This is a genomic window from Paenibacillus sp. FSL H8-0280, from assembly GCF_045040665.1.
Taxonomy (GTDB): Bacteria; Bacillota; Bacilli; order Paenibacillales; family Paenibacillaceae; genus Paenibacillus; species Paenibacillus xylanexedens_A.
In genome coordinates, this window is sequence record NZ_CP150296.1 from 142,518 (window position 1) to 168,292 (window position 25,775).

At 47.7% G+C, this 25,775-nt stretch carries 20 protein-coding genes, 8 tRNA genes and 1 rRNA gene; all 29 read left to right on the forward strand.

Annotated elements, in window-relative coordinates; translation table 11 throughout:
• The first annotated feature begins 90 nt into the window (after window positions 1-90).
• The 29 genes from MHI12_RS00685 to MHI12_RS00825 all read left to right on the forward strand — a co-directional run bounded on the left by MHI12_RS00685 (window position 91) and on the right by MHI12_RS00825 (window position 25,755).
• A 23S ribosomal RNA gene (locus tag MHI12_RS00685) occupies window positions 91-3,016 on the forward strand.
• 81 nt (window positions 3,017-3,097) lie between these two features.
• Window positions 3,098-3,189 (forward strand) — tRNA-Ser (locus MHI12_RS00690).
• A 43-nt stretch (window positions 3,190-3,232) separates the two neighbouring features.
• A tRNA-Met gene (locus MHI12_RS00695) sits at window positions 3,233-3,309 on the forward strand.
• Window positions 3,310-3,318: 9 nt separating this feature from the next.
• Window positions 3,319-3,394: transfer RNA gene (locus MHI12_RS00700), tRNA-Val, on the forward strand.
• 5 nt (window positions 3,395-3,399) lie between these two features.
• Window positions 3,400-3,475, forward strand: a tRNA-Thr gene (locus MHI12_RS00705).
• Window positions 3,476-3,484: 9 nt separating this feature from the next.
• Window positions 3,485-3,562 (forward strand) — tRNA-Asp (locus tag MHI12_RS00710).
• 21 nt (window positions 3,563-3,583) lie between these two features.
• Window positions 3,584-3,656 (forward strand) — tRNA-Phe (locus tag MHI12_RS00715).
• Between the two features lie 12 nt (window positions 3,657-3,668).
• A tRNA-Tyr gene (locus tag MHI12_RS00720) sits at window positions 3,669-3,754 on the forward strand.
• A 7-nt stretch (window positions 3,755-3,761) separates the two neighbouring features.
• Window positions 3,762-3,834 (forward strand) — tRNA-Lys (locus MHI12_RS00725).
• Window positions 3,835-3,977: 143 nt separating this feature from the next.
• On the forward strand, window positions 3,978-5,168 hold the full coding sequence (locus MHI12_RS00730) for a PucR family transcriptional regulator (RefSeq protein WP_405171226.1): 1,191 nt from the start codon (window positions 3,978-3,980) through the stop codon (window positions 5,166-5,168).
• 103 nt (window positions 5,169-5,271) lie between these two features.
• Window positions 5,272-6,396 (forward strand): ABC transporter ATP-binding protein, encoded by a 1,125-nt coding sequence (locus MHI12_RS00735; protein ID WP_124118337.1) that lies wholly within the window; start codon window positions 5,272-5,274, stop codon window positions 6,394-6,396.
• A 421-nt stretch (window positions 6,397-6,817) separates the two neighbouring features.
• Entirely contained in the window at window positions 6,818-7,756 is a 939-nt protein-coding gene (gene hprK, locus MHI12_RS00740; RefSeq protein WP_017691278.1) for an HPr(Ser) kinase/phosphatase, read from the forward strand.
• A 121-nt stretch (window positions 7,757-7,877) separates the two neighbouring features.
• Window positions 7,878-8,903, forward strand: coding sequence for a prolipoprotein diacylglyceryl transferase (lgt, locus tag MHI12_RS00745; RefSeq protein ID WP_339787408.1), 1,026 nt, complete (start codon window positions 7,878-7,880; stop codon window positions 8,901-8,903).
• Window positions 8,904-8,909: 6 nt separating this feature from the next.
• The gene (ppaX, locus tag MHI12_RS00750; RefSeq protein WP_405171227.1) at window positions 8,910-9,572 is read left to right on the forward strand and encodes a pyrophosphatase PpaX; all 663 of its coding nucleotides are present in this window, start codon (window positions 8,910-8,912) and stop codon (window positions 9,570-9,572) included.
• A complete protein-coding gene (locus MHI12_RS00755; protein WP_405171228.1) occupies window positions 9,569-10,111 on the forward strand; it encodes an acyltransferase in 543 nt (180 codons plus the stop codon). Before ppaX ends, MHI12_RS00755 begins: the two co-directional genes overlap by 4 nt.
• A gap of 389 nt (window positions 10,112-10,500) precedes the next feature.
• Entirely contained in the window at window positions 10,501-11,700 is a 1,200-nt protein-coding gene (locus MHI12_RS00760; RefSeq protein ID WP_405171229.1) for an ATP phosphoribosyltransferase regulatory subunit, read from the forward strand.
• Between the two features lies 1 nt (window position 11,701).
• Window positions 11,702-12,361, forward strand: coding sequence for an ATP phosphoribosyltransferase (hisG, locus tag MHI12_RS00765; protein ID WP_091012003.1), 660 nt, complete (start codon window positions 11,702-11,704; stop codon window positions 12,359-12,361).
• A gap of 133 nt (window positions 12,362-12,494) precedes the next feature.
• Window positions 12,495-13,799, forward strand: a complete 1,305-nt coding sequence (gene hisD / locus MHI12_RS00770) for a histidinol dehydrogenase (RefSeq protein ID WP_036674768.1) — start codon at window positions 12,495-12,497, stop codon at window positions 13,797-13,799.
• Window positions 13,792-14,421, forward strand: a complete 630-nt coding sequence (gene hisB, locus MHI12_RS00775) for an imidazoleglycerol-phosphate dehydratase HisB (protein WP_036674766.1) — start codon at window positions 13,792-13,794, stop codon at window positions 14,419-14,421. Before hisD ends, hisB begins: the two co-directional genes overlap by 8 nt.
• A gap of 3 nt (window positions 14,422-14,424) precedes the next feature.
• The gene (gene hisH, locus MHI12_RS00780) at window positions 14,425-15,051 is read left to right on the forward strand and encodes an imidazole glycerol phosphate synthase subunit HisH (RefSeq protein WP_341005714.1); all 627 of its coding nucleotides are present in this window, start codon (window positions 14,425-14,427) and stop codon (window positions 15,049-15,051) included.
• Window positions 15,052-15,113: 62 nt separating this feature from the next.
• A complete protein-coding gene (gene hisA, locus MHI12_RS00785) occupies window positions 15,114-15,848 on the forward strand; it encodes a 1-(5-phosphoribosyl)-5-[(5-phosphoribosylamino)methylideneamino]imidazole-4-carboxamide isomerase (protein ID WP_347385615.1) in 735 nt (244 codons plus the stop codon).
• Between the two features lie 30 nt (window positions 15,849-15,878).
• On the forward strand, window positions 15,879-16,640 hold the full coding sequence (hisF, locus tag MHI12_RS00790; protein ID WP_017691268.1) for an imidazole glycerol phosphate synthase subunit HisF: 762 nt from the start codon (window positions 15,879-15,881) through the stop codon (window positions 16,638-16,640).
• On the forward strand, window positions 16,633-17,367 hold the full coding sequence (gene hisIE, locus MHI12_RS00795) for a bifunctional phosphoribosyl-AMP cyclohydrolase/phosphoribosyl-ATP diphosphatase HisIE (protein ID WP_127546306.1): 735 nt from the start codon (window positions 16,633-16,635) through the stop codon (window positions 17,365-17,367). Before hisF ends, hisIE begins: the two co-directional genes overlap by 8 nt.
• Window positions 17,368-17,379: 12 nt before the next feature.
• Window positions 17,380-18,204 (forward strand): histidinol-phosphatase HisJ, encoded by an 825-nt coding sequence (gene hisJ / locus MHI12_RS00800; protein ID WP_405171230.1) that lies wholly within the window; start codon window positions 17,380-17,382, stop codon window positions 18,202-18,204.
• Window positions 18,205-18,284: 80 nt separating this feature from the next.
• Complete coding sequence (locus MHI12_RS00805; protein WP_036616184.1) at window positions 18,285-19,232, forward strand: ribose-phosphate pyrophosphokinase; 948 nt, start codon at window positions 18,285-18,287, stop codon at window positions 19,230-19,232.
• A 254-nt stretch (window positions 19,233-19,486) separates the two neighbouring features.
• The gene (locus MHI12_RS00810; protein ID WP_405171231.1) at window positions 19,487-21,748 is read left to right on the forward strand and encodes a helix-turn-helix domain-containing protein; all 2,262 of its coding nucleotides are present in this window, start codon (window positions 19,487-19,489) and stop codon (window positions 21,746-21,748) included.
• Between the two features lie 446 nt (window positions 21,749-22,194).
• Window positions 22,195-23,796, forward strand: coding sequence for an extracellular solute-binding protein (locus tag MHI12_RS00815; RefSeq protein ID WP_307415423.1), 1,602 nt, complete (start codon window positions 22,195-22,197; stop codon window positions 23,794-23,796).
• 116 nt (window positions 23,797-23,912) lie between these two features.
• Window positions 23,913-24,812: a sugar ABC transporter permease gene (locus MHI12_RS00820; RefSeq protein WP_036616191.1), complete on the forward strand. Its 900-nt coding sequence runs from the start codon at window positions 23,913-23,915 to the stop codon at window positions 24,810-24,812.
• A 70-nt stretch (window positions 24,813-24,882) separates the two neighbouring features.
• A complete protein-coding gene (locus MHI12_RS00825; protein WP_036616194.1) occupies window positions 24,883-25,755 on the forward strand; it encodes a carbohydrate ABC transporter permease in 873 nt (290 codons plus the stop codon).
• The last annotated feature ends 20 nt before the right edge of the window (window positions 25,756-25,775 follow it).

Consider the following 25,775-nt stretch of genomic DNA (forward strand, 5'->3'; position numbering starts at 1 on the left):
AATTGCTTTTGTGATGGTATTGAATGGGAGCGACTTTTGGCTTTGCGCAAGCAAAACAAGGGAAGCGAGCAGTCAAAACCGGAGCAAAATGGTTAAGCTACTAAGAGCACACGGAGGATGCCTAGGCGCTAGGAGCCGATGAAGGACGTGGCGAACAACGAAACTGCCTCGGGGAGCTGTAAGCAAGCTTTGATCCGGGGGTGTCCGAATGGGGAAACCCAGCTGGGGTAATTTCCAGTTACTCACAACTGAATACATAGGTTGTGCAGAGGCATACCAGGGGAACTGAAACATCTAAGTACCCTGAGGAAGAGAAAACAATAGTGATTCCGTCAGTAGCGGCGAGCGAACGCGGAGAAGCCCAAACCAGAGAGCTTGCTCTTTGGGGTTGTGGGACGTCTCACATGGAGTTACAAAGGAACCGGTTAAGCGAAGAGGTCTGGAAAGGCCCGCCAAAGAAGGTAAAAGCCCTGTAGTTGAAAGTCTGTTCCCTCCGAGACGGATCCCGAGTAGTGCGGGGCACGTGAAACCCCGTATGAATCCGGCAGGACCATCTGCCAAGGCTAAATACTTCCTAGCGACCGATAGTGAAGCAGTACCGTGAGGGAAAGGTGAAAAGCACCCCGGAAGGGGAGTGAAATAGAACCTGAAACCGTGTGCTTACAAAAAGTCAGAGCCCGTTTTAGGGGTGATGGCGTGCCTTTTGTAGAATGAACCGGCGAGTTACGTTCCCGTGCAAGGTTAAGGTGAAGAGCCGGAGCCGCAGCGAAAGCGAGTCTGAATAGGGCGATGTAGTACGTGGACGTAGACCCGAAACCGGGTGATCTACCCCTGTCCAGGGTGAAGGTGCGGTAACACGCACTGGAGGCCCGAACCCACGCATGTTGAAAAATGCGGGGATGAGGTGGGGGTAGCGGAGAAATTCCAATCGAACTCGGAGATAGCTGGTTCTCCCCGAAATAGCTTTAGGGCTAGCCTCGGAAAACAGAGTCGTGGAGGTAGAGCACTGATTGGGTGCGGGGCCCGCAAGGGTTACCAAGCTCAGTCAAACTCCGAATGCCATAGACTTACTTCCGGGAGTCAGACAGTGAGTGCTAAGATCCATTGTCAAAAGGGAAACAGCCCAGACCATCAGCTAAGGTCCCCAAGTGTGTGTTAAGTGGGAAAGGATGTGGAGTTGCACAGACAACCAGGATGTTGGCTTAGAAGCAGCCACCATTGAAAGAGTGCGTAATAGCTCACTGGTCGAGTGACTCTGCGCCGAAAATGTAACGGGGCTAAACACACCACCGAAGCTATGGCTTGATGCTTTGCATCAGGGGTAGGGGAGCGTTGTATAAGGGTTGAAGGTGTACCGTAAGGAGCGCTGGACATTATACAAGTGAGAATGCCGGTATGAGTAACGAAAAGATCAGTGAGAATCTGATCCGCCGAAAGCCTAAGGGTTCCTGAGGAAGGCTCGTCCGCTCAGGGTAAGTCGGGACCTAAGGCGAGGCCGAAAGGCGTAGTCGAAGGACAACAGGTCGAAATTCCTGTACCACCGTAAGCCGTTATGAGCAATGGGGGGACGCAGTAGGGTAGTGACGCGGACTGATGGATGTCCGTCTAAGCAGTAAGGCTGATGTGTAGGCAAATCCGCACATTGTAAGGCTGAGCTGTGATGGGGAGCGAAAATTGTAGTAGCGAAGGTCATGATCTCACACTGCCAAGAAAAGCCTCTAGCCAGGTGATGGTGCCCGTACCGCAAACCGACACAGGTAGGCGAGAAGAGTATTCTAAGGCGCGCGGAAGAACTCTCGTTAAGGAACTCGGCAAAATGACCCCGTAACTTCGGGAGAAGGGGTGCCCCGGTAGTGTGAATAGCACGAGGGGGCCGCAGTGAAAAGGCCCAAGCGACTGTTTAGCAAAAACACAGGTCTGTGCGAAGCCGTAAGGCGAAGTATACGGGCTGACGCCTGCCCGGTGCTGGAAGGTTAAGGGGAGTGGTTAGGAGCAATCCGAAGCTGTGAACCGAAGCCCCAGTAAACGGCGGCCGTAACTATAACGGTCCTAAGGTAGCGAAATTCCTTGTCAGGTAAATTCTGACCCGCACGAATGGCGTAACGACTTGGGCGCTGTCTCAACGAGAGATCCGGTGAAATTTTAATACCTGTGAAGATGCAGGTTACCCGCGACAAGACGGAAAGACCCCATGGAGCTTTACTGCAGCTTGATATTGAATTTGGGTACGATCTGTACAGGATAGGTGGGAGCCTTTGAAACGTGAGCGCCAGCTTGCGTGGAGGCAACGTTGGGATACCACCCTGATCGTATCTAGGTTCTAACCTGGTACCGTAATCCGGTGCGGGGACAGTGTCAGGTGGGCAGTTTGACTGGGGCGGTCGCCTCCTAAAGAGTAACGGAGGCGCCCAAAGGTTCCCTCAGAATGGTTGGAAATCATTCGAAGAGTGCAAAGGCATAAGGGAGCTTGACTGCGAGACCTACAAGTCGAGCAGGGACGAAAGTCGGGCTTAGTGATCCGGTGGTACCGCATGGAAGGGCCATCGCTCAACGGATAAAAGCTACCCTGGGGATAACAGGCTTATCTCCCCCAAGAGTCCACATCGACGGGGAGGTTTGGCACCTCGATGTCGGCTCATCGCATCCTGGGGCTGAAGTAGGTCCCAAGGGTTGGGCTGTTCGCCCATTAAAGCGGTACGCGAGCTGGGTTCAGAACGTCGTGAGACAGTTCGGTCCCTATCTGTCGTGGGCGTAGGAAATTTGAGAGGAGCTGTCCTTAGTACGAGAGGACCGGGATGGACGTACCGCTGGTGTACCAGTTGTTCCGCCAGGAGCACCGCTGGGTAGCTATGTACGGACGGGATAAACGCTGAAAGCATCTAAGCGTGAAGCCCCCCTCAAGATGAGATTTCCCAGTATGTAAGACCCCTTGAAGACGACGAGGTAGATAGGCTGGGGGTGGAAGTGCAGCAATGCATGGAGCTGACCAGTACTAATCGGTCGAGGGCTTATCCAATAGCAAGTGATAAATCGCATGTTTCGTTTCGAATCTAGTTTTCAGGGAGCAATCCTTGAATGATGTTGATGATTGTTATTTGGAGAGATACCCAAGTGGCTATAAGGGGACCCTCTGCTAAGGGGTTAGACTGCGTAAGCGGTGCGAGGGTTCGAATCCCTCTCTCTCCGCCATCTTTACCTAAAGATGGACAAGCAATCAAGACACAATTAATATGGCGGTGTAGCTCAGCTGGCTAGAGCGTACGGTTCATACCCGTAAGGTCGGGGGTTCGATCCCCTCCGCCGCTACCATATTACCCAGGAGGCTTAGCTCAGCTGGGAGAGCATCTGCCTTACAAGCAGAGGGTCGGGGGTTCGATCCCCTCAGCCTCCACCATATACGCCGGTGTAGCTCAACTGGTAGAGCAACTGACTTGTAATCAGTAGGTTGGGGGTTCAAGTCCTCTCGCCGGCACCATTAATGCCTGGAACCGTGGTGTAGTTGGCCTAACATGCCTGCCTGTCACGCAGGAGATCGCGGGTTCGAATCCCGTCGGTTCCGCCATTAATCCTAAAAATTAAATATGGCTCGGTAGCTCAGTCGGTAGAGCAGAGGACTGAAAATCCTCGTGTCGGCGGTTCGATTCCGTCCCGAGCCACCTTTAATCCCTGGAGGATTAGCGAAGTGGCCAAACGCATCAGACTGTAAATCTGCTCCCGTACGGGTTCGGTGGTTCGAATCCATCATCCTCCACCAGTTTTATGAGTCATTAGCTCAGTTGGTAGAGCACCTGACTTTTAATCAGGGTGTCGAAGGTTCGAGCCCTTCATGACTCATCTTTAAGAAAAGAGTGATTGATCATTAATTTGATTAGTCGCTCTTTTTTGTTATGTGATTTTAGCTCAATATGGATATTTATTAATGCTGGGCAAGATATGATAAACTAATAGAAAACATGCAGAGTGGTGACGTTCATTATATGAAGCTCATACCTGATCTAAAACAGCAAATTGAAGTCATTATAGGCACAACTTTGGACGAATATGAAATTACAATAGCAGAATGGATGCAATCCGTTGTGAATCTGGTTGGTCGACATGAAAATTCAGAGACCTTTGGTGATGAGGGTGAGCGTCAGGAGTTATCTGATCAATCTGCATCTCCAATTTCCGATGTGATCAGTTTGAATACAGGAAAGCGTATATTTTTTAAGGTTCGAATGAATGAGCAAGAAGAGACCGTCGTGTGTTGGGGATGCCCTGCAAAATCTATTACCGTGGAAACACGACAATTGATTGAGCTTTTAATCCGTACTAACACGACTCTACCCGATGAGGTACAACCTGTTGTATATGAGAATGATAGGGAGCAGTATTTGACTGAATTGGGTCTCTGGCTTAAAGAGCAGATCGAAGAACCAACCAAGCAGGAATCTGAAGCGGTTCCTGATCGCTTTGTGGTACCCGCAGGATTAAATGCTGAGAAGATTCTGTTCTTGCTGCAAGGGGATACACCGGATGCACATCGTTTACGATCCAAGGAACTCAACAAGTTGCTTGAGAGTTACTTTGGCGAGGAAATTGTCTTGATTCCTCTGGGGGAGCAAGAGTGGATTTTCATGGGTGATAAAGAAATTGTTACAGAAGAAGCCGAGGAAGATACAACGGAGGCCAAAAAGGATTCACTGAACGCTTTTTGTCTGGGGTTGCATGAATTGGTTGCCAGTGAGTGGGCTGGGGTGTTCCATCTGTCTGCATCTCTGCCATGCATTCCTGCGCAACAACTTGTATCGGTCACAACTCTTCTTAGAGAAAGTGTACACTTAGGGAGAGCATTCCATGTTACGCAGCATATTCATCTCCCATGGGATCTTCACCTGGAGCGGTTGGTTGCGAGCATTCCAGATGATCAACGTATACGTTTTATAAAGGAAACTGGCAAAGACACGGTTATCTTCAATGACAGTGAGACACTTGCTACGCTGGAGACCTTTTTTAGCCTGGACTGTAATGTCAGCGAGACAGCGAAACGACTTTTCATTCATCGTAATACGTTGGTTTATCGTCTGGACAAGATAAAACAGGAGATTGGTTACGATGTGAGGCACTTCGAAAGTGCTGTTCTAGTGCAGTTTTTACTACTAATGTACAAAGTGACGAAAAAGCATTGATATTTTTGTGCAGTTTGCGAATAGTCAAACCTCACGTAGATAGGGTATTATAAAAATACAAATTGTATTCGATTACAAAATGATCTCTGAGGAGGCAACAATCATGGCTGGAGTACGTTTAGAGCATATTTTCAAAAAATACCCGGGTTCTGATAAAGCAACTGTAGTTGACATTAACCTGGACATTAAAGATAAAGAATTTCTGGTACTGGTAGGTCCGTCCGGTTGTGGTAAATCAACAACACTGCGTATGATCGCAGGCCTTGAGGAAATTTCTGAAGGTAAACTCTATATCGGTGACCGTGTCGTTAATGATGTTGCACCTAAAGACCGCGATATCGCGATGGTATTCCAATCCTATGCCTTGTATCCGCATATGAGCGTATATCAAAACATGGCGTTTGGTTTGAAATTGCGTAAGGTTAAAAAAGATGAGATCGACAAACGTGTACGTGAAGCAGCTAAAATCCTGGATATCGAACATTTGCTTGAGCGTAAACCTAAGGCATTGTCCGGTGGTCAACGTCAACGTGTCGCTTTGGGACGTGCGATTGTCCGTGATCCACAAGTGTTCTTGATGGATGAGCCTCTCTCCAACTTGGATGCCAAACTGCGTGGTCAAATGCGTGCAGAGATTACTAAACTTGCGAAACGTTTGGAAACAACTGTTATCTACGTAACGCATGACCAGATCGAAGCTATGACGATGGGTGATCGGATCGTTGTTATGAAGGATGGTATCATCCAACAAGCAGCTTCTCCGGAAGAGTTGTATAACCTGCCGGCTAACCTGTTCGTAGCTGGTTTCATCGGTTCCCCGACAATGAACTTTATCTCGGGTAAACTGGCTGAGCAAGGTGCTAACCTTCACTTTATTGCTCCAGGCGTGGACGTTGAAATCCCGCAAGGTAAAGCACAAGTGTTGAAATCTAGAGGATACATTGGCAAAGAAGTGATTCTGGGTGTTCGTCCAGAAGACATTCACGAAGAGCCAGTATTCCTGGAAGCATCCCCGAACTCCGTATTCTCTACACATGTAGATGTTACAGAGAACCTGGGTCACGAAATGCTCCTCTACTTGAGCGGTGTTGGTAACGATACAACGATCGCACGTGTAGACGGACGTTCTAACACTCGTGATGGTTCCACAGTTAAAATGGCCATCGACATGAACAAGGTTCATATCTTTGACAAAGAGACTGAAGTGAATGTACTTCTTCAAGACTAATATTACTGGGATTCCTCGGTGACGATGGAACCTGACAGTTAATGCAATTATACATTGTAATGAGAGCCCCTTCCGTTATTGCTGGAAGGGGCTCTTTTAAGATTATTGGAATTATAAGTTTCGGCGGAGTTGAAGGATTAATAATCGCAAGAAAAACAGCCGCTAAACCACGAGTGTAGTATCCTAGAAGGTGCTTCGATCAGAAGACTTTTCTTACCAATGGTTGTCGGAGGCTGCGATTGCATTCATCCCGGAATTCATTTAAGATTATTTGAAGGTCTGTCTTCATATATTTGAGAGAATCGACTGTTGGAAGGGTATGCAGTCTGTACCCCATGTTGTGAATGCGCTAATAATGGAAATAACTGATACACGATCTGATGTACATAGAGGGACAGCTAATGCTGAAAGGAAGAGACAAATGGCGAAAAAAGTGAAAGTATCTGAACTGGTGCAGCAATTTCAGTTGGAGGTTGTTTCTGGATCTCACGGATTGAAAAGAGTCATTACGGTAGATGACCTGAACCGTCCTGGTCTGGAAATGGCCGGTTATTTTGAATACCATCCACAAGAACGGGTACAGCTGCTTGGAAGAACGGAGTTAGCTTTCTTTGCAATGTTACCTGAGCAAGAGCGACGTGATCGTATGCAACGTCTTTGTACGGAAGAGACACCTTGTATCGTTGTCACGCGTGGACTGGAAGTTCCACAAGAACTGATTGATATCAGTGAAGAGCAGAATCTGGCTGTACTTCGCAGCAATATGGCTACAACGATTCTATCCAGCCGGATCACGGGATTCCTGGAAAAGAAATTGGCACCAACAGCAACCATTCACGGTGTACTTTGTGATGTCTATGGCGTAGGTATGCTGATCACAGGTAGTAGCGGTATTGGTAAGAGTGAAACAGCACTTGAACTGGTGAAACGTGGACACCGACTGATTGCCGATGATGCGGTAGAGATCCGCCAAACGTCAGATTTTCAGTTGCACGGTACTGCACCTGAATTGATCCGCCACTTGCTCGAAATTCGAGGTGTCGGTATTATCAACGTCATGACATTGTTCGGAGCTGGTGCGGTTCGGAATAACAAACGGATTACTTTGGTTGTACGTCTGGAAGCATGGCAGCAGGATAAACAATATGATCGTCTGGGTCTGGATGAAGAGACTACACGTATCATTGATACGGATGTACCTCTCGTTACGATTCCTGTTCGTCCGGGACGGAACTTGGCGGTTATTATTGAAGTGGCAGGTATGAACTATCGTCTGAAACAGATGGGTCTTAATGCTGCACTGCAATTCACAAACAAGCTGACAGCAACCATCTCGGAAGATATGGAAGACATGGATTAAGAAATATTTTATACAAGGAAATGAAGATAAATGGTTGACATGTACTGCTTCTCTTAAGGCGCAGTGTATGCCAACCATTCGTCATGCGTGCGATTGATTGAATAAATAGGAGTGTGAATGAATGGATACATTATTACTGTTGAACCCGATTGCGTTCTCTATTGGAGCGTTAAAGGTTCACTGGTACGGGCTTATTCTTGGTGCCGCGGCACTTATAGGACTCCTGCTCGTGATCCGGGAGGGCAAACGATACAATATTCCACAGGAAGTGTTCATGGATATGGTCCTGCTGGGTGTGCCTTCTGCCATCATTGGTGCCCGCATCTACTACGTCGCATTTAAGTGGGAAGATTATAAGGATAATTTCTGGGATGTCTTTAAAATATGGAATGGCGGTATAGCCATCTATGGTGCACTTATTGGTGCTATTATCTGTGCAGTTATTTTCTTCCGTCGTAAAGGGTATAACTTCTGGCGTATGGCCGATATCTGTGCGCCTGGACTGCTCGTTGGACAGTTGATCGGACGCTGGGGGAACTTTGTGAATCAGGAAGCCTACGGCGGTCCTGTGGAAGAATCGTTTTTGAGAGACAAGCTTCATCTGCCGGACTTTATTGTGAATCAAATGAACGTAGAAGGCGTATTCCACCATCCTGCGTTTTTGTATGAATCGATGTGGAGTCTCGTTGGTCTGGTCTTGCTGTTGGTTCTGCGTCGTCAGAAGTTCCTGCGTTCAGGTGAACTGTTCATGTCTTATTTCATCTGGTACTCAATCGGTCGTTTCTTCATTGAAGCTTTACGTACAGACAGTCTTGGCTTCCAGGCTCCGCAATGGGTTGCTTCATTAGTGAACGGGCTGTGGTCTCCAATGACTGCAATGGGCTTTGAACAAGGATATCTTGATCCTGCTTATGGTAATGTAAGAATCTCGCAACTGCTCGCGATTGGCATTATTATTGTTGCTGTTGTATTCATTGTGGTGAGAAGAGTGACAGGTAAAGCAGTTGTTCGTTATAGTGATCCGATTGTATCGTCCAAAGTTACCTCAGATGATATGGAGCATACAGGAACAGTTGCTGGCAAAGAGAGTAAGGTAACACCTCCAGCCAAAGATGATCCGAAGCAAGTTGATGATAAAAAGGAGTAATGCAACATGATTGACACGGTATTGTTTGACCTGGACGGAACGATTATTGATACCAATGAGTTGATTATCAGCTCATTCCAGCATGTTATGGGGGGATGGGAGCATTCAGCTCCATGGACTCGGGAACAGATCATTCCACATATGGGTGGCACACTGGAGCAGCAAATGCGTACCTTCTCTGGCCAGGAGGAAGTCTCCGAGTACGTGAAAGGTTACCGTGCTTATAATGATATCCATCATGAAGCGATGGTTAGACCTTTTCCACATGTCATTGAGGTAGTAGAGGCGCTTCATCAGGCTGGCATTGTGATGGGTGTGGTCACAACCAAAATTCGTCCATCTACATTAAAGGTACTGGAACGTTTTGACCTACTAAAGTATATGAAGACGATTGTAACAGTGACCGATGTGACGAATCCGAAGCCACATGCTGAACCGGTACTGAAAGCCGTGACGGAACTAGGTGCAGATCCTGCCAAAACGTTAATGGTGGGTGACAGTCCGGTGGATATCCAATCGGCACAAAATGCGGGCGCTCTTTCGGCGGGGGTTGCATGGTCTCTTAAAGGGGAAACAATCCTGAACGGATATGGACCCGACCATATGTTGCATGACATGAGAGACTTGTTGAAACTCATCCGTATTGAAACTGAAACGGGACGTTCATGAGAAAAGTAACCCGCTATCCGGTAGAGGACCAGAATGCACTTTGGCATATCTACAAGACAGTGAGTCCGTGGAAGGGCGTTCGTAATTTTATCTGGATCCAGTTGTCGCGCTATTGTCCGATCCTATCGGTGAAGAATTGGATTTACCGCCGAATGCTCGGTATGAAGGTGGGAAAACACACAGCCTTTGGCCTGATGGTGATGGTCGATGTGTTTTTTCCAGAGAAAATAACGGTCGGCGAAAACTCGGTCATCGGTTACAACACAACGATTCTCGCTCATGAGTATCTCATTAAGGAGTACAGGCTCGGTGAGGTGATTATCGGGGAAAATGTACTGATTGGTGCTAACACAACGATTCTGCCCGGGGTAACTATAGGAGATGGAGCCGTTGTGGCTGCTGGAGCAGTCGTACATAAGGATGTTGCACCAGGAGCTTTTGTTGGAGGCAATCCACTGCGTGATTTATCCCGCGTGGCAGCTTCTACGGAAGAAACTGTCTTTAACACGGATGATTCTTCTCAGGGTAGTGTGCATTGAGTCAATAAAGTAATGAATGAAGATGGATTGAAGTAAAAAGCTGCTTATGGCAGCTTTTTTCGTATATAAATACCGATTGGCGAGCGTAACGGTGTGTATATAAAACGATATATCGATCCAAGGGCAATCAAGCTTTGGTATTGTTGACGGTAGTGCGGATTTCATGTTATCATATCCCATATCCTTTAGTTTGTTAGCACTTTACCATGTGAAAGTATTCTTGGAGAAATGAAGCATGATAAGGATTGAACTAAACCAATAGTTGAAGGCTTATGCGATAATACTGTGATTCAGGTTTATAAGATAGAATGGGGATTTACACTACATAAATCCTGTTGAAATAGAACGAGTGCAACTCTTAAATTACTGACTCGGGGTGAATATTACCAATGTCCAAACCAAAAGGTTTTGAAAAACCGACCGGATTCCGCGACTATACACCACATGTAGTATCCAAACTGCGGACGATTGAACGCAATGTACTGGAATGTATGGAACGCTGGGGTTACCGTCAGATCATCACACCAACGATTGAATATTACGATACGGTAGGTGTGGCAAGCTCTACATCAGATCGTAAATTATTTAAATTGCTAAACAGTCGGGGAACCACACTGGTACTCAGATCGGATCTAACGGCTCCAATTGCACGCGTCGTTTCATCCATGCTCAAAGATGAGCAGTTGCCACTGCGTCTGTCCTATCATGCGAACGTATTCCGTTCTATTGAAGAGGAAGCTGGGCGTGAGGCTGAATTCTTTCAGACGGGCGTGGAGCTGGTTGGAGACGACTCACCTGAGGCGGATGCAGAAGTTGTTGCGCTTGCGATTGCCTCTTTGCAGGCAGCGGGAGTGTCTTCTTTTAAAATAGCGATGGGCCATATGGGATTCCTGAACGGATTACTGGAGGAAGTGATTCCAGGCCAGACCGCTGAGCAGGAGCAATTGAAGGAAGGGCTGCTCGGACGTGATTATGTCGGCTATCGTCAGTCGATTGAAGCATTGAATCTGGAACCGAAGTTGAAAGAACAGCTTGAAGCAATCCTTCGTCTGCGCGGTGGCAAGGAAGTATGCACACATGCGGTAGAGCTAAGTTCAAGTGCTGAAGCAGCACAGTCGATTGCACATCTGTGTGCCGTATTCGAAGTGTTGGAAGCGTACGGTGTATCCGAGCATGTGCTGATTGATCTGACGATGATCGGTGATTTCTCCTATTATACGGGCATGACCTTTGAAGGCTATGCAGCCGAACTGGGATCTCCGGTATGTAGCGGTGGACGGTATGATAATCTGTTACAACAGTTTGGTCGTTCATTGCCAGCTACAGGATTTGCACTGAAAACGAACCGTATTATTGATGGAGTTCATGGCATTACCATTGAAGAGAAAAAACCGGTACTTATCCAATATACCCCGAAACGTCGGGCTGAGGCACTAACAGAAGCGGCAAGATTACGCAGTATGGGACAAAATGTAGTGACACTCCTTCTTCCTGAAGACGTGTCTGGGGCAAGTGCCGTATCGGTTGAAGCAAGAACCGCTCAGGCTGAGCAGGTTATTACTTACGGATCTGAAGAAGGAGGACGCTGAGATGTCGGATATTCTGAAGGTGGCCATGCCGAAGGGCCGAATCTATAAAAAAGCCTCCAAATTGTTTCGTGAAGCGGGGCTGGATATTCCAGAAGACGTAGACGATACACGCAGATTGGTCATCGAAGTGCCGGAAGCGGGAATGGAATTCATTATGGCGAAGCCAGTAGATGTTCCAACGTATGTGGAGTACGGTGTTGCCGATATCGGAATTGTTGGTAAAGACGTGCTGCTGGAGGAAGATCGGGATGTGTACGAACTGTTAAATCTGGGAATCGCTCAGTGCCGTATGTCTGTGATCGGACTTCCAGACTGGAAGCCAGGCATCCAGCAACGTGTTGCAACGAAGTATCCAAGGATTGCTTCACAGTATTTCCGGGAGCAGGGGCAGCAGGTCGAGGTGATCAAGCTGAATGGTTCCATTGAGCTTGCGCCTTTGATTGGTCTGGCAGACCGGATTGTCGATCTGGTGGAGACAGGTCAGACACTGCGCGAGAACGGATTAGTGGAGATGACAGGCATACTGGACATCACCAGCCGTCTTATCGCCAATCGGGTAAGTTATCGGATGAAAAATGCACGAATTCAGGCCTTGTGTGATGCACTTCAACAGGTCATTCCGGCATCGAATGAGATTTCTGCGGGAAGCCTTCGGGGATAAATTAATGCGTTGGAAACATAGATGAGAAACATACAAAGCAGAAGCAGAAGCAAAAGTAAGAGTAAGAGACACGACAAGGAAATGAATCGGCCATGAATAGGCAGGCACTACAGGGGATAAGGAGGTTGTACGTATGAAAATTGTACCTGCACGGGAGTTTGATCTGAAGCGGGAAGTGGAGTATGGCACGCCGGAGCAAAATGAAACGGTACGGCGTATTGTCAGCGACATTCGCCGTGAGGGTGATGCGGCACTGCTGCGTTACACGGAGCAGCTGGACCGCACGAAGCTGACGGCCGCTGAATTGCGCGTGCCGCAGGAAGAGCTGCAGGCGGCTTATGCAGCCGTGGAGCCATCCTTTGTGACGGCGATCCGGCAAGCCGCCGCCAACATTCGTGCGTTTCATGAGAAACAGAAACGCAACTCGTGGATGGATTGGCAGCCGGACGGCAGCCTGCTGGGCCAGGTCATCCGACCGCTGAAGCGGGTCGGGGTCTATGTACCTGGCGGCAAAGCAGCGTATCCATCGTCTGTGCTGATGAATGTGATTCCGGCACAGGTGGCAGGCGTGCCGGAGATTGTTCTGGTGACGCCGCCGTCTACGAACGGTGGCGAAGGTATTAACCCGTACATCCTCGTTGCTGCTGCGGAAGCAGGCGTGAGCGAGATGTACCGGGTTGGCGGCGCTCAAGCTATCGCCGCCCTCGCTTACGGCACGGAGAGTATTGCACCGGTCGACAAAATCTGTGGACCGGGCAATATTTACGTGGCGCTCGCGAAGCGCGAGGTGTACGGTGCGGTCGATATCGACAGTATCGCCGGGCCGAGTGAGATTGTGGTGCTCGCCGATGATACGGCGAATCCGGTGTACGTCGCCGCCGACCTGTTGTCGCAGGCGGAACATGACGAGATGGCATCGGCCATTCTCGTCACGAATTCGGCCACGCTGGCGGAAGCCGTGCAGGGCGAAGTGCAGCGGCAGCTTGAAGTGCTGCCGCGGCGGGATATTGCTGCTGCTTCCGTGGAGCAGTATGGCGCGATTATTGTGGTTGATTCCATCGATGAGGGAATCGATGTGGTGAACCGGCTTGCACCGGAGCATCTGGAGATCATGGTGCAGGAGCCGATGGCTTACGCTGGCCGGATCGAAAATGCCGGCGCGATCTTCCTCGGCCCGTACAGCTCGGAGCCGGTAGGGGATTATTTTGCAGGACCCAATCACATTATTCCGACCAATGGTACTGCGCGATTCAGTTCGCCAGTGGACGTGGATGATTTTATCAAAAAATCGAGTCTGATCTATTATAGTAAAGAAGCGCTGCTGAAGAACGGAGCGGCTATTATAGAGTTGGCCCGCCATGAGGGTCTTGAAGGGCATGCCCGTGCAATCGCTGTACGGTTAGAACAGGAAGGAAAGGCGGAATCGGACAATGGATAAGCAAAATAATGGTGTGGAACTTGAAAACAAAGGTGCAGTGCGCCAAGCAGAGGTTGACCGCAAAACTAACGAGACCAATATCCAATTGGCCTTTAATGTAGATGGAACAGGACAATCCACGATTGAAACGGATGTACCTTTCCTGAACCATATGCTGGATCTGTTCACGAAGCACGGACAATTCGACCTGAACGTGCAGGCCCGTGGAGATATTGATATCGACGATCATCACACGGTTGAAGACATCGGCATCTGTCTGGGACAGACGTTGCGAGAAGCATTGGGTGACAAACGTGGTATCAAGCGTTACGCCAGTGTTTTTGTACCGATGGACGAGGCGCTTGCTCAAGTCATTATCGATGTGAGTAACCGACCTCACTTTGAATACCGTGCAGAATACCCTTCCCAACAGGTTGGCAGTTTCTCCACGGAGCTGGTACATGAATTCCTGTGGAAATTGGCGCTGGAAGCTCGGATTACGTTACATGTCATTGTGCACTATGGTCAGAACACCCACCACATGATTGAAGCGATCTTTAAGGCATTGGGACGTGCACTGGATGAAGCAACGATGATTGATCCACGTGTAACGGGTGTGCCTTCCACGAAGGGAGTGCTGTAGACGATGGCGATTGCAATTGTCGATTACGGTATGGGTAACCTGCACAGCGTCGGCAAAGCGGTCGAACGTCTTGGCTACGAAGCGCTGGTCACGGGCGACCGGGAAGAGATTCTTGGCGCAGATGGTGTCATTTTGCCAGGCGTAGGTGCTTTTGGTGATGCGATGGTTCATCTGCGGGAGAGTGGACTGGATACGGTGGTGAAGGAAGCCGCTGCCGGGTCCAAGCCACTGATCGGTATCTGTCTGGGCATGCAATTGTTGTTCAGCTCAAGTGAAGAGCATGGCGAACATGAGGGACTGGATATTTTGCCAGGTAAAGTGGTGCGTTTCGCCCCAGGAGAACTGAAGGTTCCTCATATGGGATGGAACCGTTTGGAATTCCTGCACGCGGAAAACCCTCTATTTACGGGGCTTGAGGCAGGTCACGTCTATTTTGTCCATTCCTATCATGCGCTTACTGAAAACAGGGACGATCTGCTGGCGGTAACGGATTACGGACATCCGGTGACAGCCATTGTAGGAAGAGGATCGAACTTCGGTATGCAATTCCACCCGGAGAAAAGTGGCGAACTTGGCATGAAGCTGCTCGGCAACTTTCTGGCTCTGACAGGAGCACCTGTACAAAGGTAAAACATCATCTCTTCTTAACTATAGAAAGCGTACAAATCTAATTCATATTCAGGAGGCCTTGTATGTCATCTTTTATCCTATATCCGGCGATTGATATCCGGGACGGCAAATGTGTAAGACTGGTGCAGGGAGATTATAATCAGGAGACCGTGTATAACGATGACCCGGTTCAAGTGGCTTTATCCTGGGAGAAGCAAGGCGGTACATATGTTCATCTAGTCGATCTGGATGGTGCGAAAGCAGGGCATCCTGTTAACGATGAGTTGATCGGGCGGATTGCCTCGGCTGTGAACGTACCTGTTCAGGTAGGCGGCGGACTTCGTACGGTAGCTGATGTAGAACGTTTGCTGAGTCTGGGTGTTAGCCGGCTGATCATTGGAACAGCAGCGATTGAGGATCGTGCTTTTACAGAGGAAGTACTGGGACGTTACGGCGACAAAGTGGCAATTGGCATCGATGCACGTAACGGGTACGTGGCAACTCGCGGTTGGCTTGAAACATCGGAAGTACAGGCAGAGGTACTCGCAAAGGAATTGGCGGCGTATGGGGCAGAAACGTTTATCTTTACGGATATTTCCCGTGATGGCATGATGCAGGGTCCTAATGTGGAAGCGATTGTGTCTCTTGCTAAGGCAAGCGGACGGACGGTTATTGCTTCCGGCGGTGTGAGTGTAATGGATGATCTGCTTCGTCTGAGTCGCCACGCGGATGATGGTGTTGGTGGAGCAATTGTGGGTAAAGCACTGTATACTGGTAGTATCGATCTGTCTGAAGCAGTACGTGCGGTAAACAAGTAAAGGATATTCGGATAGAGAGGAAGAGGTAGCATGCTGGCAAAAAGAATCATCCCCTGTCTGGACGTGAAGGACGGCCGGGTCGTCAAAGGCGTCAACTTCGTTAATCTCCGCGATGCGGGTGATCCGGTAGAGCTGGCGGCACTATATGACCGCGAGGGCGCGGACGAATTGGTGTTTCTCGATATCTCCGCTTCGGTAGAAGGTCGCGAAACGATGGAAGAAGTCGTGCGGCAGACGGCGGGCGAGATTGCTATTCCCTTTACGGTAGGTGGTGGCATCTCCAAGGTAGAGGACATGAAGCGGATTCTCCGTGCAGGAGCGGATAAAATTGCAGTGAATACAGCCGCCGTACTTAATCCGCAGTTGATTGCAGATGGTGCACGTCGCTTTGGCTCGCAGTGTATCGTGGTAGCGATTGATGCCAAGTATAACGAAGCTTGGGGCGAGTGGGAGGTCTACACGCATGGTGGACGGAAACCCTCCGGGATCAAGGCGCTGGAATGGGTTAAACAGGCTGAGAGCTTGGGCGCGGGGGAGATTCTTCTCACAAGTATGGACGCGGACGGAACAAAAGACGGTTTCGATCTGAAGCTGACGGCAGCGGTATCCGAATCTGTGCGTATTCCAGTCATCGCATCGGGCGGTGCGGGCAAGGAATCTCATTTCTATGATGTATTCACCACAGGCAAAGCGGACGCAGGGCTGGCCGCAACGATTTTCCATTACAAAGAAATCGCCGTACCGGCGTTAAAACAACATTTGAGAGAACAAGGGGTGGAGATCCGTGACTAAAGTGAGCGATGAAATCAAGGAACAGTTGTCCTTGGAACAGGTTGTGGAACACATTCGTTGGAGTGACGGATTGGTTCCTGCCATTGTGCAGGATGTGGATACTCGGGAAGTCTTAATGATGGCTTATATGAATCGTGAATCTCTGAAGTTGTCGCTTGAATCCGGTGAGACGTGGTTCTGGTCACGCTCGCGTCAGGAGTTGTGGCATAAAGGAGCAACATCTGGCAACGTGCAGACGATTACTTCCCTAAAATATGATTGTGATGGCGATACCTTGTTGGTTGAGGTGAAACCGAACGGTCCGGCTTGCCATACAGGGGCGGTAACTTGTTTCCATAATGAAATCATTGGTTTGCCAGAGAAATCGGCAGACAAGGCTTCGGATGAAGCGGGTGCGGCATCTGCTTCTGCAAGTTCCGGTTCCGAAAGTCGCTTTGAGGTATTGGCTGAACTGGAATCCGTTATTGCAGAGCGTGAACGTGAGCGTCCTGAGGGTGCATATACAACGTATCTGTTTGATAAAGGTGTAGACAAAATACTGAAAAAAATCGGTGAAGAAGCGTCCGAGACAATCATCGCCGCCAAAAATAAAGATAATGACGAGCTTCGTCTGGAAGTCAGTGACCTGATGTATCACCTGCTCGTCCTGTTACAAGAGCGCAAGCTACCGCTGGACGACATTATGTCAGAGCTGAGTCGCCGTCATGAACGGCCTCGCCGCGATTAGGAGGCGAGTCTCGTGCGTATAGACTATCATACACACCATGAGCGGTGTGGACATGCCGTTGGCAAACTGGAAGAGTACGTACAGCGTGGTGTGGAGATCGGACTATCCCAGATTGGATTGTCCGATCACATGCCATTATTGCATGTCGATCCGGCTCAATATTATCCGGAAATGGCGATGCCTATGGATGAACTGCCGCGTTATGTAGAGGAGTGTTTCTCCCTGAAAGAACGTTACCGTGGTCAGATTGACGTACGTGTTGGTCTGGAAGGTGACTATATTGAAGGTTGGGAAACAGAGATCTGTGCAATCATTGAGCGTTATCCATGGGATTATGTGATTGGTTCTGTTCATTTTCTCGGGGAATGGGACATTACGGATTTTCGCCAGACCCATCACTGGGAGGGCAAAGACATCCTTGAAGTATATCGTCAGTACTACGATGCCGTAAGGAAGGCAGCCGCCACGGGGATGTACGATATTATGGGCCATACGGATGTCATTAAACGGTTTGGCTATGTTCCTTCAACGGAGCAGACAGAAGAACGTATCTCACTGGAGAACGCAGCGCTGCAGGCTATTGCCAAAAGTGGCTGCGCCATGGAGCTGAATGCTTCCGGGTTATCGAAGCCTTGTGCCGAGATGTTCCCTAGTCGCAGAATGCTGACGGAAGCCATTCGCTTGGGTATTCCATTAACCATGGGCTCTGATGCGCATGACCCACTGAAGCTTGGGGATTATTTGCCTGAAGCTGAAGCACTTTTGCATGAGTTGGGCTGTACGGAAGTCGCTGTTTTTGAAGGCCGTCATCGCTCGTTCATTCCTTTAAATGTATAAGCCATTGGAGTATAATGAGGGTAGGAAATAACCTTTTAGATAAGGGATTATATAGGGACTTCAACCCTCGGGAGGGCATTATGCAGCATTCGTTACGTATTTTTTCCGGTTCATCGAACCCTAAGCTGGCAGAACAGGTATGTGACAAGCTGGGTGTACAACTGGGCAAGATCAAGCTGTCCAGGTTCAAGAGCGGAGAAATATACGTTCATTATGAAGAAACGATCCGTAATTGTGATGTGTTTCTGGTACAGTCGTTGTCTCATCCGATCAATGAGCTGTTTGTCGAGTTGCTTGTGATGATTGATGCCGCCAAGAGGGCTTCAGCGCGCACTGTGAACATCATTGTTCCGTATTACGGCTATGCTCGTCAAGAGCGTAAATCCGCTCCTCGGGAACCAATCTCAGCCAAGATGGTAGCAGATGTATTAACTACGGCTGGCGCCAATCGAGTGGTAACGATCGACCTGCACGCAGCGGCCATACAGGGATTCTTCAACATTCCGGTTGACCATATGACATCACTGGATCTGATTAGTGATTATCTGTTAAGCAAAGGAATCGAGAACCCTGTTGTCGTCTCCCCGGATGCGGGACGAGCATCGATGGCAGAGAAGCTGGCGAACCGTCTGGATTCTCCATTTGCCATTATGATCAAGAAACGTCCAAGCCATAATGAATCGGTGATTACCCATGTCATTGGTGATGTAGAAGGACGGACACCTATTATTATTGAGGATCTGATCGACACTGGAACAACCATTCTGAATGTTGTGGAAGGGTTGAAGGAACGTGGCTCCAAAAATGTATATGTATGTGCAACACACGGATTGTTCTCGGATGGGGCAGTAAGTAAATTGAATCACCCGTCAATTGAAGAGGTGGTCGTTACGGACTCGATCGCACTGCCAGATGACCACCCTGAATGCTTCAAAGTGTTACCTGTTGCACCAATGCTGGCCCGCGCCGTACGCATTATTGTGGATGGTGGCTCCATGGCCACATTGTTTAAGGATTCTGGCATTTAGAGCATCCAAGATATAACGGTGTGCTGCCAGATGAACTGTTCCGTGTCTGAGTTGTTGTCTGCTCAGCACGGTTTTTTTGTTTTGGCTCTTTGAATTCAATTCTTGCTTTGCTGCTCAGAGGCTTGTGCTATAATAACATAAAATCAGTTATGATAGCGTTATCATATAGTATTCAGCCCCTAAGGTGAGATGGATGCTGAACAGTAGAACCACGGCTGAGAACATTGGCATCGTGGAGTGAGGAGTGGGGTCTATTGTCTCGTAATTGGTACTACCGGTTATTGTTCTCGTACTTCCCAATTTTTTTTCTTACGGTGACCATACTCATTTTTATCGCGTTTGTTTTCATCAATGACATCTCTAAAGAGGAAACAAAAAAAGCAGACCGGATTTCCTCCAGTTATATGATAGACACGGTGGATCGTACAATCAGGGATATTGAACTATCCATCCTGGAAACGGTACAGAGTCAGCAGGCATACAAACTCTATTTTAATAACACAAACCTGACCAGCTCGGACACGGTGTATGCAATTGCGCAGAATTTACGTGAGCTATCCAATTCGTCCTCATGGATTCAGTCCATCTATCTATATGACAAGCGAAATAAACATGTTCTGACCGTAAGTGGTTCCAGAGAAGTGGAAGGTTTCTCGGATAAGGCATGGATTGATCAGATGGGTAACGGGTCTATCGGTTCAGGCTGGCAACCGGTCCGGGAATTCGATGCGGACTCTGTTCAACGTACCCCTATTCGCGTATTAACGGTGAACAAGGACATGCCTTTGCCTTTTGGTTCTCAGGGCACATTGGTCATTAATATCAAGATGAGCAGCATTGAACAGAGTGTAGATAGTATGGTTAATGGTCAGCTCTCATTCCTGACGATTACGGATCGGGACGGTAAGGTTGTGTATAATGCACATTCGGACCAAGAGGGCTCGATAGATGGTCAGGAACTGAATAGGCTAGCGCTAGAAAGACTGGGCTGGACAATATCCAGTGGAATTAAGGCCGGCAACTTGTTTGGCTGGGTATCTGTCATATCTTATGTATGGGTAATCATTGCTATTGTGACTGTCATCTGTGCGATTGTATATATCGTGTACATTACTCGCCGTAACTATAAACCCATTCAGATCATCATGAACCGGATTGAGTCTCATCAGATTCGGGTGTTCGAACACTCAGGTGCTCGCACGGATGAGATGAAGATGATTGATGGTGTGCTTGAGAATCTGATTAATCATATGATGGATTATGACAAGAAAAGCAGGGAAAATGTACTCATGCAGCGCAGCAAGTTGTTCAATGCCCTGTTGCATGGTGAACACATGGAAAATGCAGCAGAGCAATTAAAAGAGCTTTCTCCACTGAATGACGTGCATGACTCGTCGCGTTTTGTCGTTGTTGTTGGAGAGATTAACCGTTATGAGAAGGGATTTCAGGAGAGGTACACGAGAGGTGAACAAAATACGCTGAAGTTTGCCTTGATGAACGTTTTGCAAGAGCTGTCACGTAATACGGGAGTCCAATGCTGGACGGAATGGATTAGTGTAGATCGAATTGCAATCCTTTTTGTGTTCAAAGAACAGAATGATAACAACTTGGATATGTCTGGGCAGATTCGTGTAGTAGCTGAGGAATGCAAATCTTGGGTAGAACAAAATCTACGCATTTCCTTAAGCTTTGGCATTGGACCTATTGCTCAGGGAATCGGTGCAATACGAGATTCCTATGCGGCCGCAGAAGCGGTAATGCAACGTAAACTGTTGATGAATGGAGATGTCGGCCAAGCCGACTGTGGTGAAACACAGCATCCTTTGCTGGATACCTATACCTATCTGCAGATGATTGCGGACTTTGTTAAGCGGTTCCGGATGTCGAGTGGACAGTGGCGGGAACAGTTGGAGGAGATCTTTACAGCATTTGAACAGAACAAACTGCCGGATGATGAGATTCGTTCTCTGATTCAGGCCATGTTACAGATGCTCAGCCGAGAGGTAGCCATGATGTCGGAAGGACTTCAGGAAGAGCTGTCCGAAGAAAACATCAACAGATGGTTGAGTGCTGTGGAAGAGGCAGAGACGCTTACGGATGTGAAAAGTCTTTTGTTTGATGGACTGACGGACTTGTTCAGAACGTATGTAGCGGTAACGGAAACCAAGAGTTACAAAGCCATGGTTAATGAAATGAAAAATTATATCGAAGAACAGTTTGCGAATCCTGATCTTTCATTGAAACATCTGAGCGATCGATTCCAGATTACGGGCAAACATGCGAGTTATTTGTTCAAGACAGAATTTAACATGAAGTTTGTTGATTTTGTTACAGAACTTCGCATGAAGGAGACGGAGCAGCTTCTGCTCAATACCGATTACTCTTTGCAGGATATTGCTCTGAAGGTTGGGTATGCAAATGGAATTACGTTGGGACGTGTATTTAAGCGGGTAACGGGTATTACACCAGGAGATTATCGTCGTTTGAAACGTGAACATCGAGAACCCGAAGAGTAACGCAAAAGTGATCATATTCTGAATCTGTACATCAGGATAACACAGGGTGAATTTCATGCAGTCACTTTCCACTTAGGAGAGAGGCTTGCAGAGGTTCGCCCTGTTTTCGTTGAACAATACTCTTATACTGAGATCGGATGCAACTGTTTTCGCAGGATAGCAAGCTAATATTCCTGTTTTTTTCCCGTTTACGAATATAGGCAGTGTGTGAAAATGGTTTATCCGACTTGGGACAGGCAGTTCTGATCCTTGAGGCGAAGAGTGCCGTCAAAGCCTAGAGCAGCGCAGCTTTGGGAAAAGAATCAGTCTGCGAAAATAGGCTTAGCATATAAACCATAATCCGTTTGTAAGCGCTTCCGAAAGAGGTTTATTGCAGGATGACGGAAAAATGTGAAATACTCTGGGCAAGCTTTAAACATTCACGCAAAGCCAAAGGGGATGACAAAATGAGAAGCAAAGCAACCAAAGGGAGTCTAAAGAAATGGATGGGTTTGGCGCTTACGATGGTAATGGGCGTTTCTTTACTTGCGGGATGCTCATCGGCATCAGAAGAATCAGCTGAAGGCGGAACATCAGGCAATGGCGAGCGCGTTACTTTAAAGGTGGAGATTTTCGACCGTGGTAACAGTCCTTCACCGTACACAATTACGAACAACTATCTATCTAAAATGATTCAGGAGAAGTTCGGTGATCCCAACAATATTGATGTACAGTTTGTACCCGTTCAGCGTTCTGAGGAAGTTACCAAGCTGAACGTCCTGATGGCTAGCAATACGGATGTCCCTGATATTGTGTTTGTTTATGACTCAAGCGTGTTTTATCGGTATGCCCAGCAGGGTGGTTTGACTGATGTTGGAGAGTTGATTGATCAGCACGGTCCGAACCTGAAGAAGTTCCTGGGTGAAGATACTTTGAAGTTTGGGCAAGTGGAAGGACAACAGTTTGCAGTTCCGGGTAAACGTGCTATCACAGGCCGATACAGTTCTTACATTCGTCAGGATTGGCTCGATAAGCTGGGATTGCCAGCGCCGAAGACCACGGATGAATTATATACAACTTTGAAAGCGTTCAAGGATAAAGATCCTGGTGGTCTCGGAAGCAAAAACATCCCAATGGGTATGGCCCTTGCACCAGCTCAATTCGAAACGCTCATCTACTCATTCATCAAGCCAGTAAGTGGCGACCTGACTTATGGTCAACGGTATGAATTGCCGCTGCATGAAGGATTCAAAGAATCGATGCAGTTCCTGAACAAACTGTACAACGAAGGTTTGATCAGCAAAGACTTCAGTTTGGATGAAGACAAAACGCAGTTAGGGAAAGACATTCAAAACGGTAACGTAGGTTACTGGTCTGAAGATGTGGATGCCATGTTCTACGGAGATGGCACATTGGATAATTTGCATAAAAATGTGAGTGGCAGTGAAGTGTTGCCGGTTGATGTATACACCAATCCAAATGCAGACAACAAACACATCAAGTCACGCTACGGAACAAATGGTATGTACATTATGATTCCGAAGAGCAGCAAACGTTCTGTCGAAGCGATCAAATATCTCGACTGGATGGCATCTGACAACAATCTGATTGATATCTACAGTGGTGTGGAAGGCGAGAACTATGATCTGGTAGACGGCATTCCAGTAGTGAAAGAGGATGCATCCCAGGAAGCGCAGGATCGTCTGTTTAACGCAGGGGATACAGCCATTATCTCGAACGGTAAAAACATTGGTGATCAAGCGACGAATGAAAAGGCATGGATTATGGGCTTCCCGCAAAATAATCAGGAGATGCTGAAACAATCCATTGATATTGCTAACACCGATACGGTAGGACCAATCATTTTCGACAAACCGATTGAAGCAGAGATGAAGTACAGCACAGCTCTCAAAGACAAATTAAATGTCATTATCGTAAAAACAGCGATGGCTAAGCCAGCAGAATTCGATGCGGTATATGAAAAAGAAATGGCTGATTTCATGTCTCTGGGTGGTACTGAACTGAAAAAAGAACTTGAAGAAGCGGTTCAGGCACTCCCTGCAAAATAAGTAACTCCACACTTCAATATCCAAGACAGATACCCATACTACGGCTTAACTAGAAAGGAACGTGTGCCGCCGGACTGGCGGCACAGCCGTTTCCTTGTTGATAGGAGGAAACCGACTTGACCACCACATACTTGAAGAGGTATTGGCAATTATACGCTCTGATTTCACTGCCCATTATCTACTTTTTAATCTTTCGTTATGGACCGATGTACGGTGTACAGATCGCCTTTAAGGACTTTAACCTGTTTCAGGGAATCAGCGGCAGTGAGTGGATCGGTTTTGATGCTTTTCGCGAAGTATTTGGAATGCGGGACTTCTACACGACATTGCGCAACACCTTTATGCTGAATTTTCTTGATCTGGTCGTTTCATTTCCAGCTCCTATTATTCTGGCGATCATGCTCTATGAAGTTCGATTCAAATGGTTCAAAAAAATCTCACAAACGATATTGTACATTCCTCACTTTATCTCATGGGTAATCATCGGGGGAATTGTGTACCAATTGTTCGGTAATCAATCCGGTATGGTTAACGGTGTACTGGAAAGCATGGGCTTAAATTCAATACCATTTTTGACAGAAAAAAATCCATGGCTTGTGACGTATCTCTTCACAGGTGTCTGGCAAAGTGCAGGATGGGGAACCATTCTATATCTGGCCGCATTAACCGGCGTCAACAAGGAATTGTTTGAAGCAGCTGAGATCGATGGAGCATCGCGGCTGAAGAGAATCTGGCATATTACATTGCCAAGTATTAAACCAACCATCGTGACCTTGCTTATTCTCAATCTTGGACATATGGTCAGCATCGGTTTTGATCGGCCTTATATCATTGGTAATACGGCCGTGCGTGAATATTCCGATGTACTCAGTACCTTTGTATACAGAGTTGGTCTTGAATCAGGACAATACACGCTGGCAACTGTCGTCGGACTGTTCCAGGCAGTGGTGGGACTCATATTCGTGCTAGGATCTAACTATATTTCGAAGAAAGCAACCGGTGAAGGTATTTTGTAGGTTGTGGATGAACGGAAGAGACGCCAATCGGCTTGTTTGTATAGACCATCAGTAAAGGAGCTGTGCGCATATGAGTGAACGCACCTCAAACCGGATTTTTGATATCGTTAATATCTCCTTTATCACCTTGTTTGTTATATTCTGCCTGGCTCCATTTCTGCACACGATCGCGATCTCATTCAGTTCTAACCGTGCGATTACGTCAGGCGAAGTGACCATATTCCCGAAAGAATTCAATTGGGATGCGTATATCCAGGTGTTCTCTGATCAGTCGATGATCTATTCACTGGGTTACACGACAGTTCTGACCATTGCTACTACTGTGCTGTGCATGGTGTTCACACTGGCAGCTGCATACCCGTTAACCAAGAAAAAATTGAAAGGGCGCAAGCTCTTCATGTATGTCATCATCATTACGATGTTCTTCAGTGGCGGAATCATTCCCGAGTACTTGCTCATTCGTGACTTGAACTTGCTTAATTCCGTGTGGGCACTGATTCTGCCGGGACTGGTCAGTCCGTTTAACCTGATTATCCTGATTTCCTTCTTCAGAGGCATTCCAGAAAGTCTGGAAGAGTCCGCTGAGATTGATGGTAGTTCCCATGTACACACGCTCTTCAAAATTATATTGCCACTATCCATGCCAGTACTGGCTACACTAGCGCTATTCTATGCGGTTGGACGTTGGAATGGGTTCCAGGATTCCCTGATGTATATTAATGATCCGAAGCTGTACCCGCTTCAACTGAAGTTATTCCAAATGGTACAGAACAATATGGTCAGCGAGCTTACCCAAATGGAGGGTGCTAACCGTACGCCATTGACTCCCGAGAGTCTCAAGGCCGCAACCGTTATTTTTGCAACCGTTCCGATTCTGCTCGTTTATCCGTGGCTGCAAAAGTATTTTGTCAGTGGTGCGATGCTTGGCGCGGTAAAAGGTTGAGTTAAGGCTGATGTAAAAAG

What these genes read in the sequence shown, in the direction of transcription:
- MHI12_RS00760 (WP_405171229.1), top strand. Translation starts at nt 10,501, where the DNA reads ATGTCCAAACCAAAAGGTTTTGAAAAACCGACCGGATTCCGCGACTAT.
- MHI12_RS00825 (WP_036616194.1), top strand. Translation starts at nt 24,883, where the DNA reads ATGAGTGAACGCACCTCAAACCGGATTTTTGATATCGTTAATATCTCC.
- hisA (WP_347385615.1), top strand. Translation starts at nt 15,114, where the DNA reads ATGTCATCTTTTATCCTATATCCGGCGATTGATATCCGGGACGGCAAA.
- MHI12_RS00805 (WP_036616184.1), top strand. Translation starts at nt 18,285, where the DNA reads ATGCAGCATTCGTTACGTATTTTTTCCGGTTCATCGAACCCTAAGCTG.
- lgt (WP_339787408.1), top strand. Translation starts at nt 7,878, where the DNA reads ATGGATACATTATTACTGTTGAACCCGATTGCGTTCTCTATTGGAGCG.
- MHI12_RS00730 (WP_405171226.1), top strand. Translation starts at nt 3,978, where the DNA reads ATGAAGCTCATACCTGATCTAAAACAGCAAATTGAAGTCATTATAGGC.
- hisD (WP_036674768.1), top strand. Translation starts at nt 12,495, where the DNA reads ATGAAAATTGTACCTGCACGGGAGTTTGATCTGAAGCGGGAAGTGGAG.
- hisF (WP_017691268.1), top strand. Translation starts at nt 15,879, where the DNA reads ATGCTGGCAAAAAGAATCATCCCCTGTCTGGACGTGAAGGACGGCCGG.
- hisG (WP_091012003.1), top strand. Translation starts at nt 11,702, where the DNA reads ATGTCGGATATTCTGAAGGTGGCCATGCCGAAGGGCCGAATCTATAAA.
- MHI12_RS00735 (WP_124118337.1), top strand. Translation starts at nt 5,272, where the DNA reads ATGGCTGGAGTACGTTTAGAGCATATTTTCAAAAAATACCCGGGTTCT.
- hprK (WP_017691278.1), top strand. Translation starts at nt 6,818, where the DNA reads ATGGCGAAAAAAGTGAAAGTATCTGAACTGGTGCAGCAATTTCAGTTG.
- ppaX (WP_405171227.1), top strand. Translation starts at nt 8,910, where the DNA reads ATGATTGACACGGTATTGTTTGACCTGGACGGAACGATTATTGATACC.
- MHI12_RS00755 (WP_405171228.1), top strand. Translation starts at nt 9,569, where the DNA reads ATGAGAAAAGTAACCCGCTATCCGGTAGAGGACCAGAATGCACTTTGG.
- hisH (WP_341005714.1), top strand. Translation starts at nt 14,425, where the DNA reads ATGGCGATTGCAATTGTCGATTACGGTATGGGTAACCTGCACAGCGTC.
- hisB (WP_036674766.1), top strand. Translation starts at nt 13,792, where the DNA reads ATGGATAAGCAAAATAATGGTGTGGAACTTGAAAACAAAGGTGCAGTG.
- MHI12_RS00815 (WP_307415423.1), top strand. Translation starts at nt 22,195, where the DNA reads ATGAGAAGCAAAGCAACCAAAGGGAGTCTAAAGAAATGGATGGGTTTG.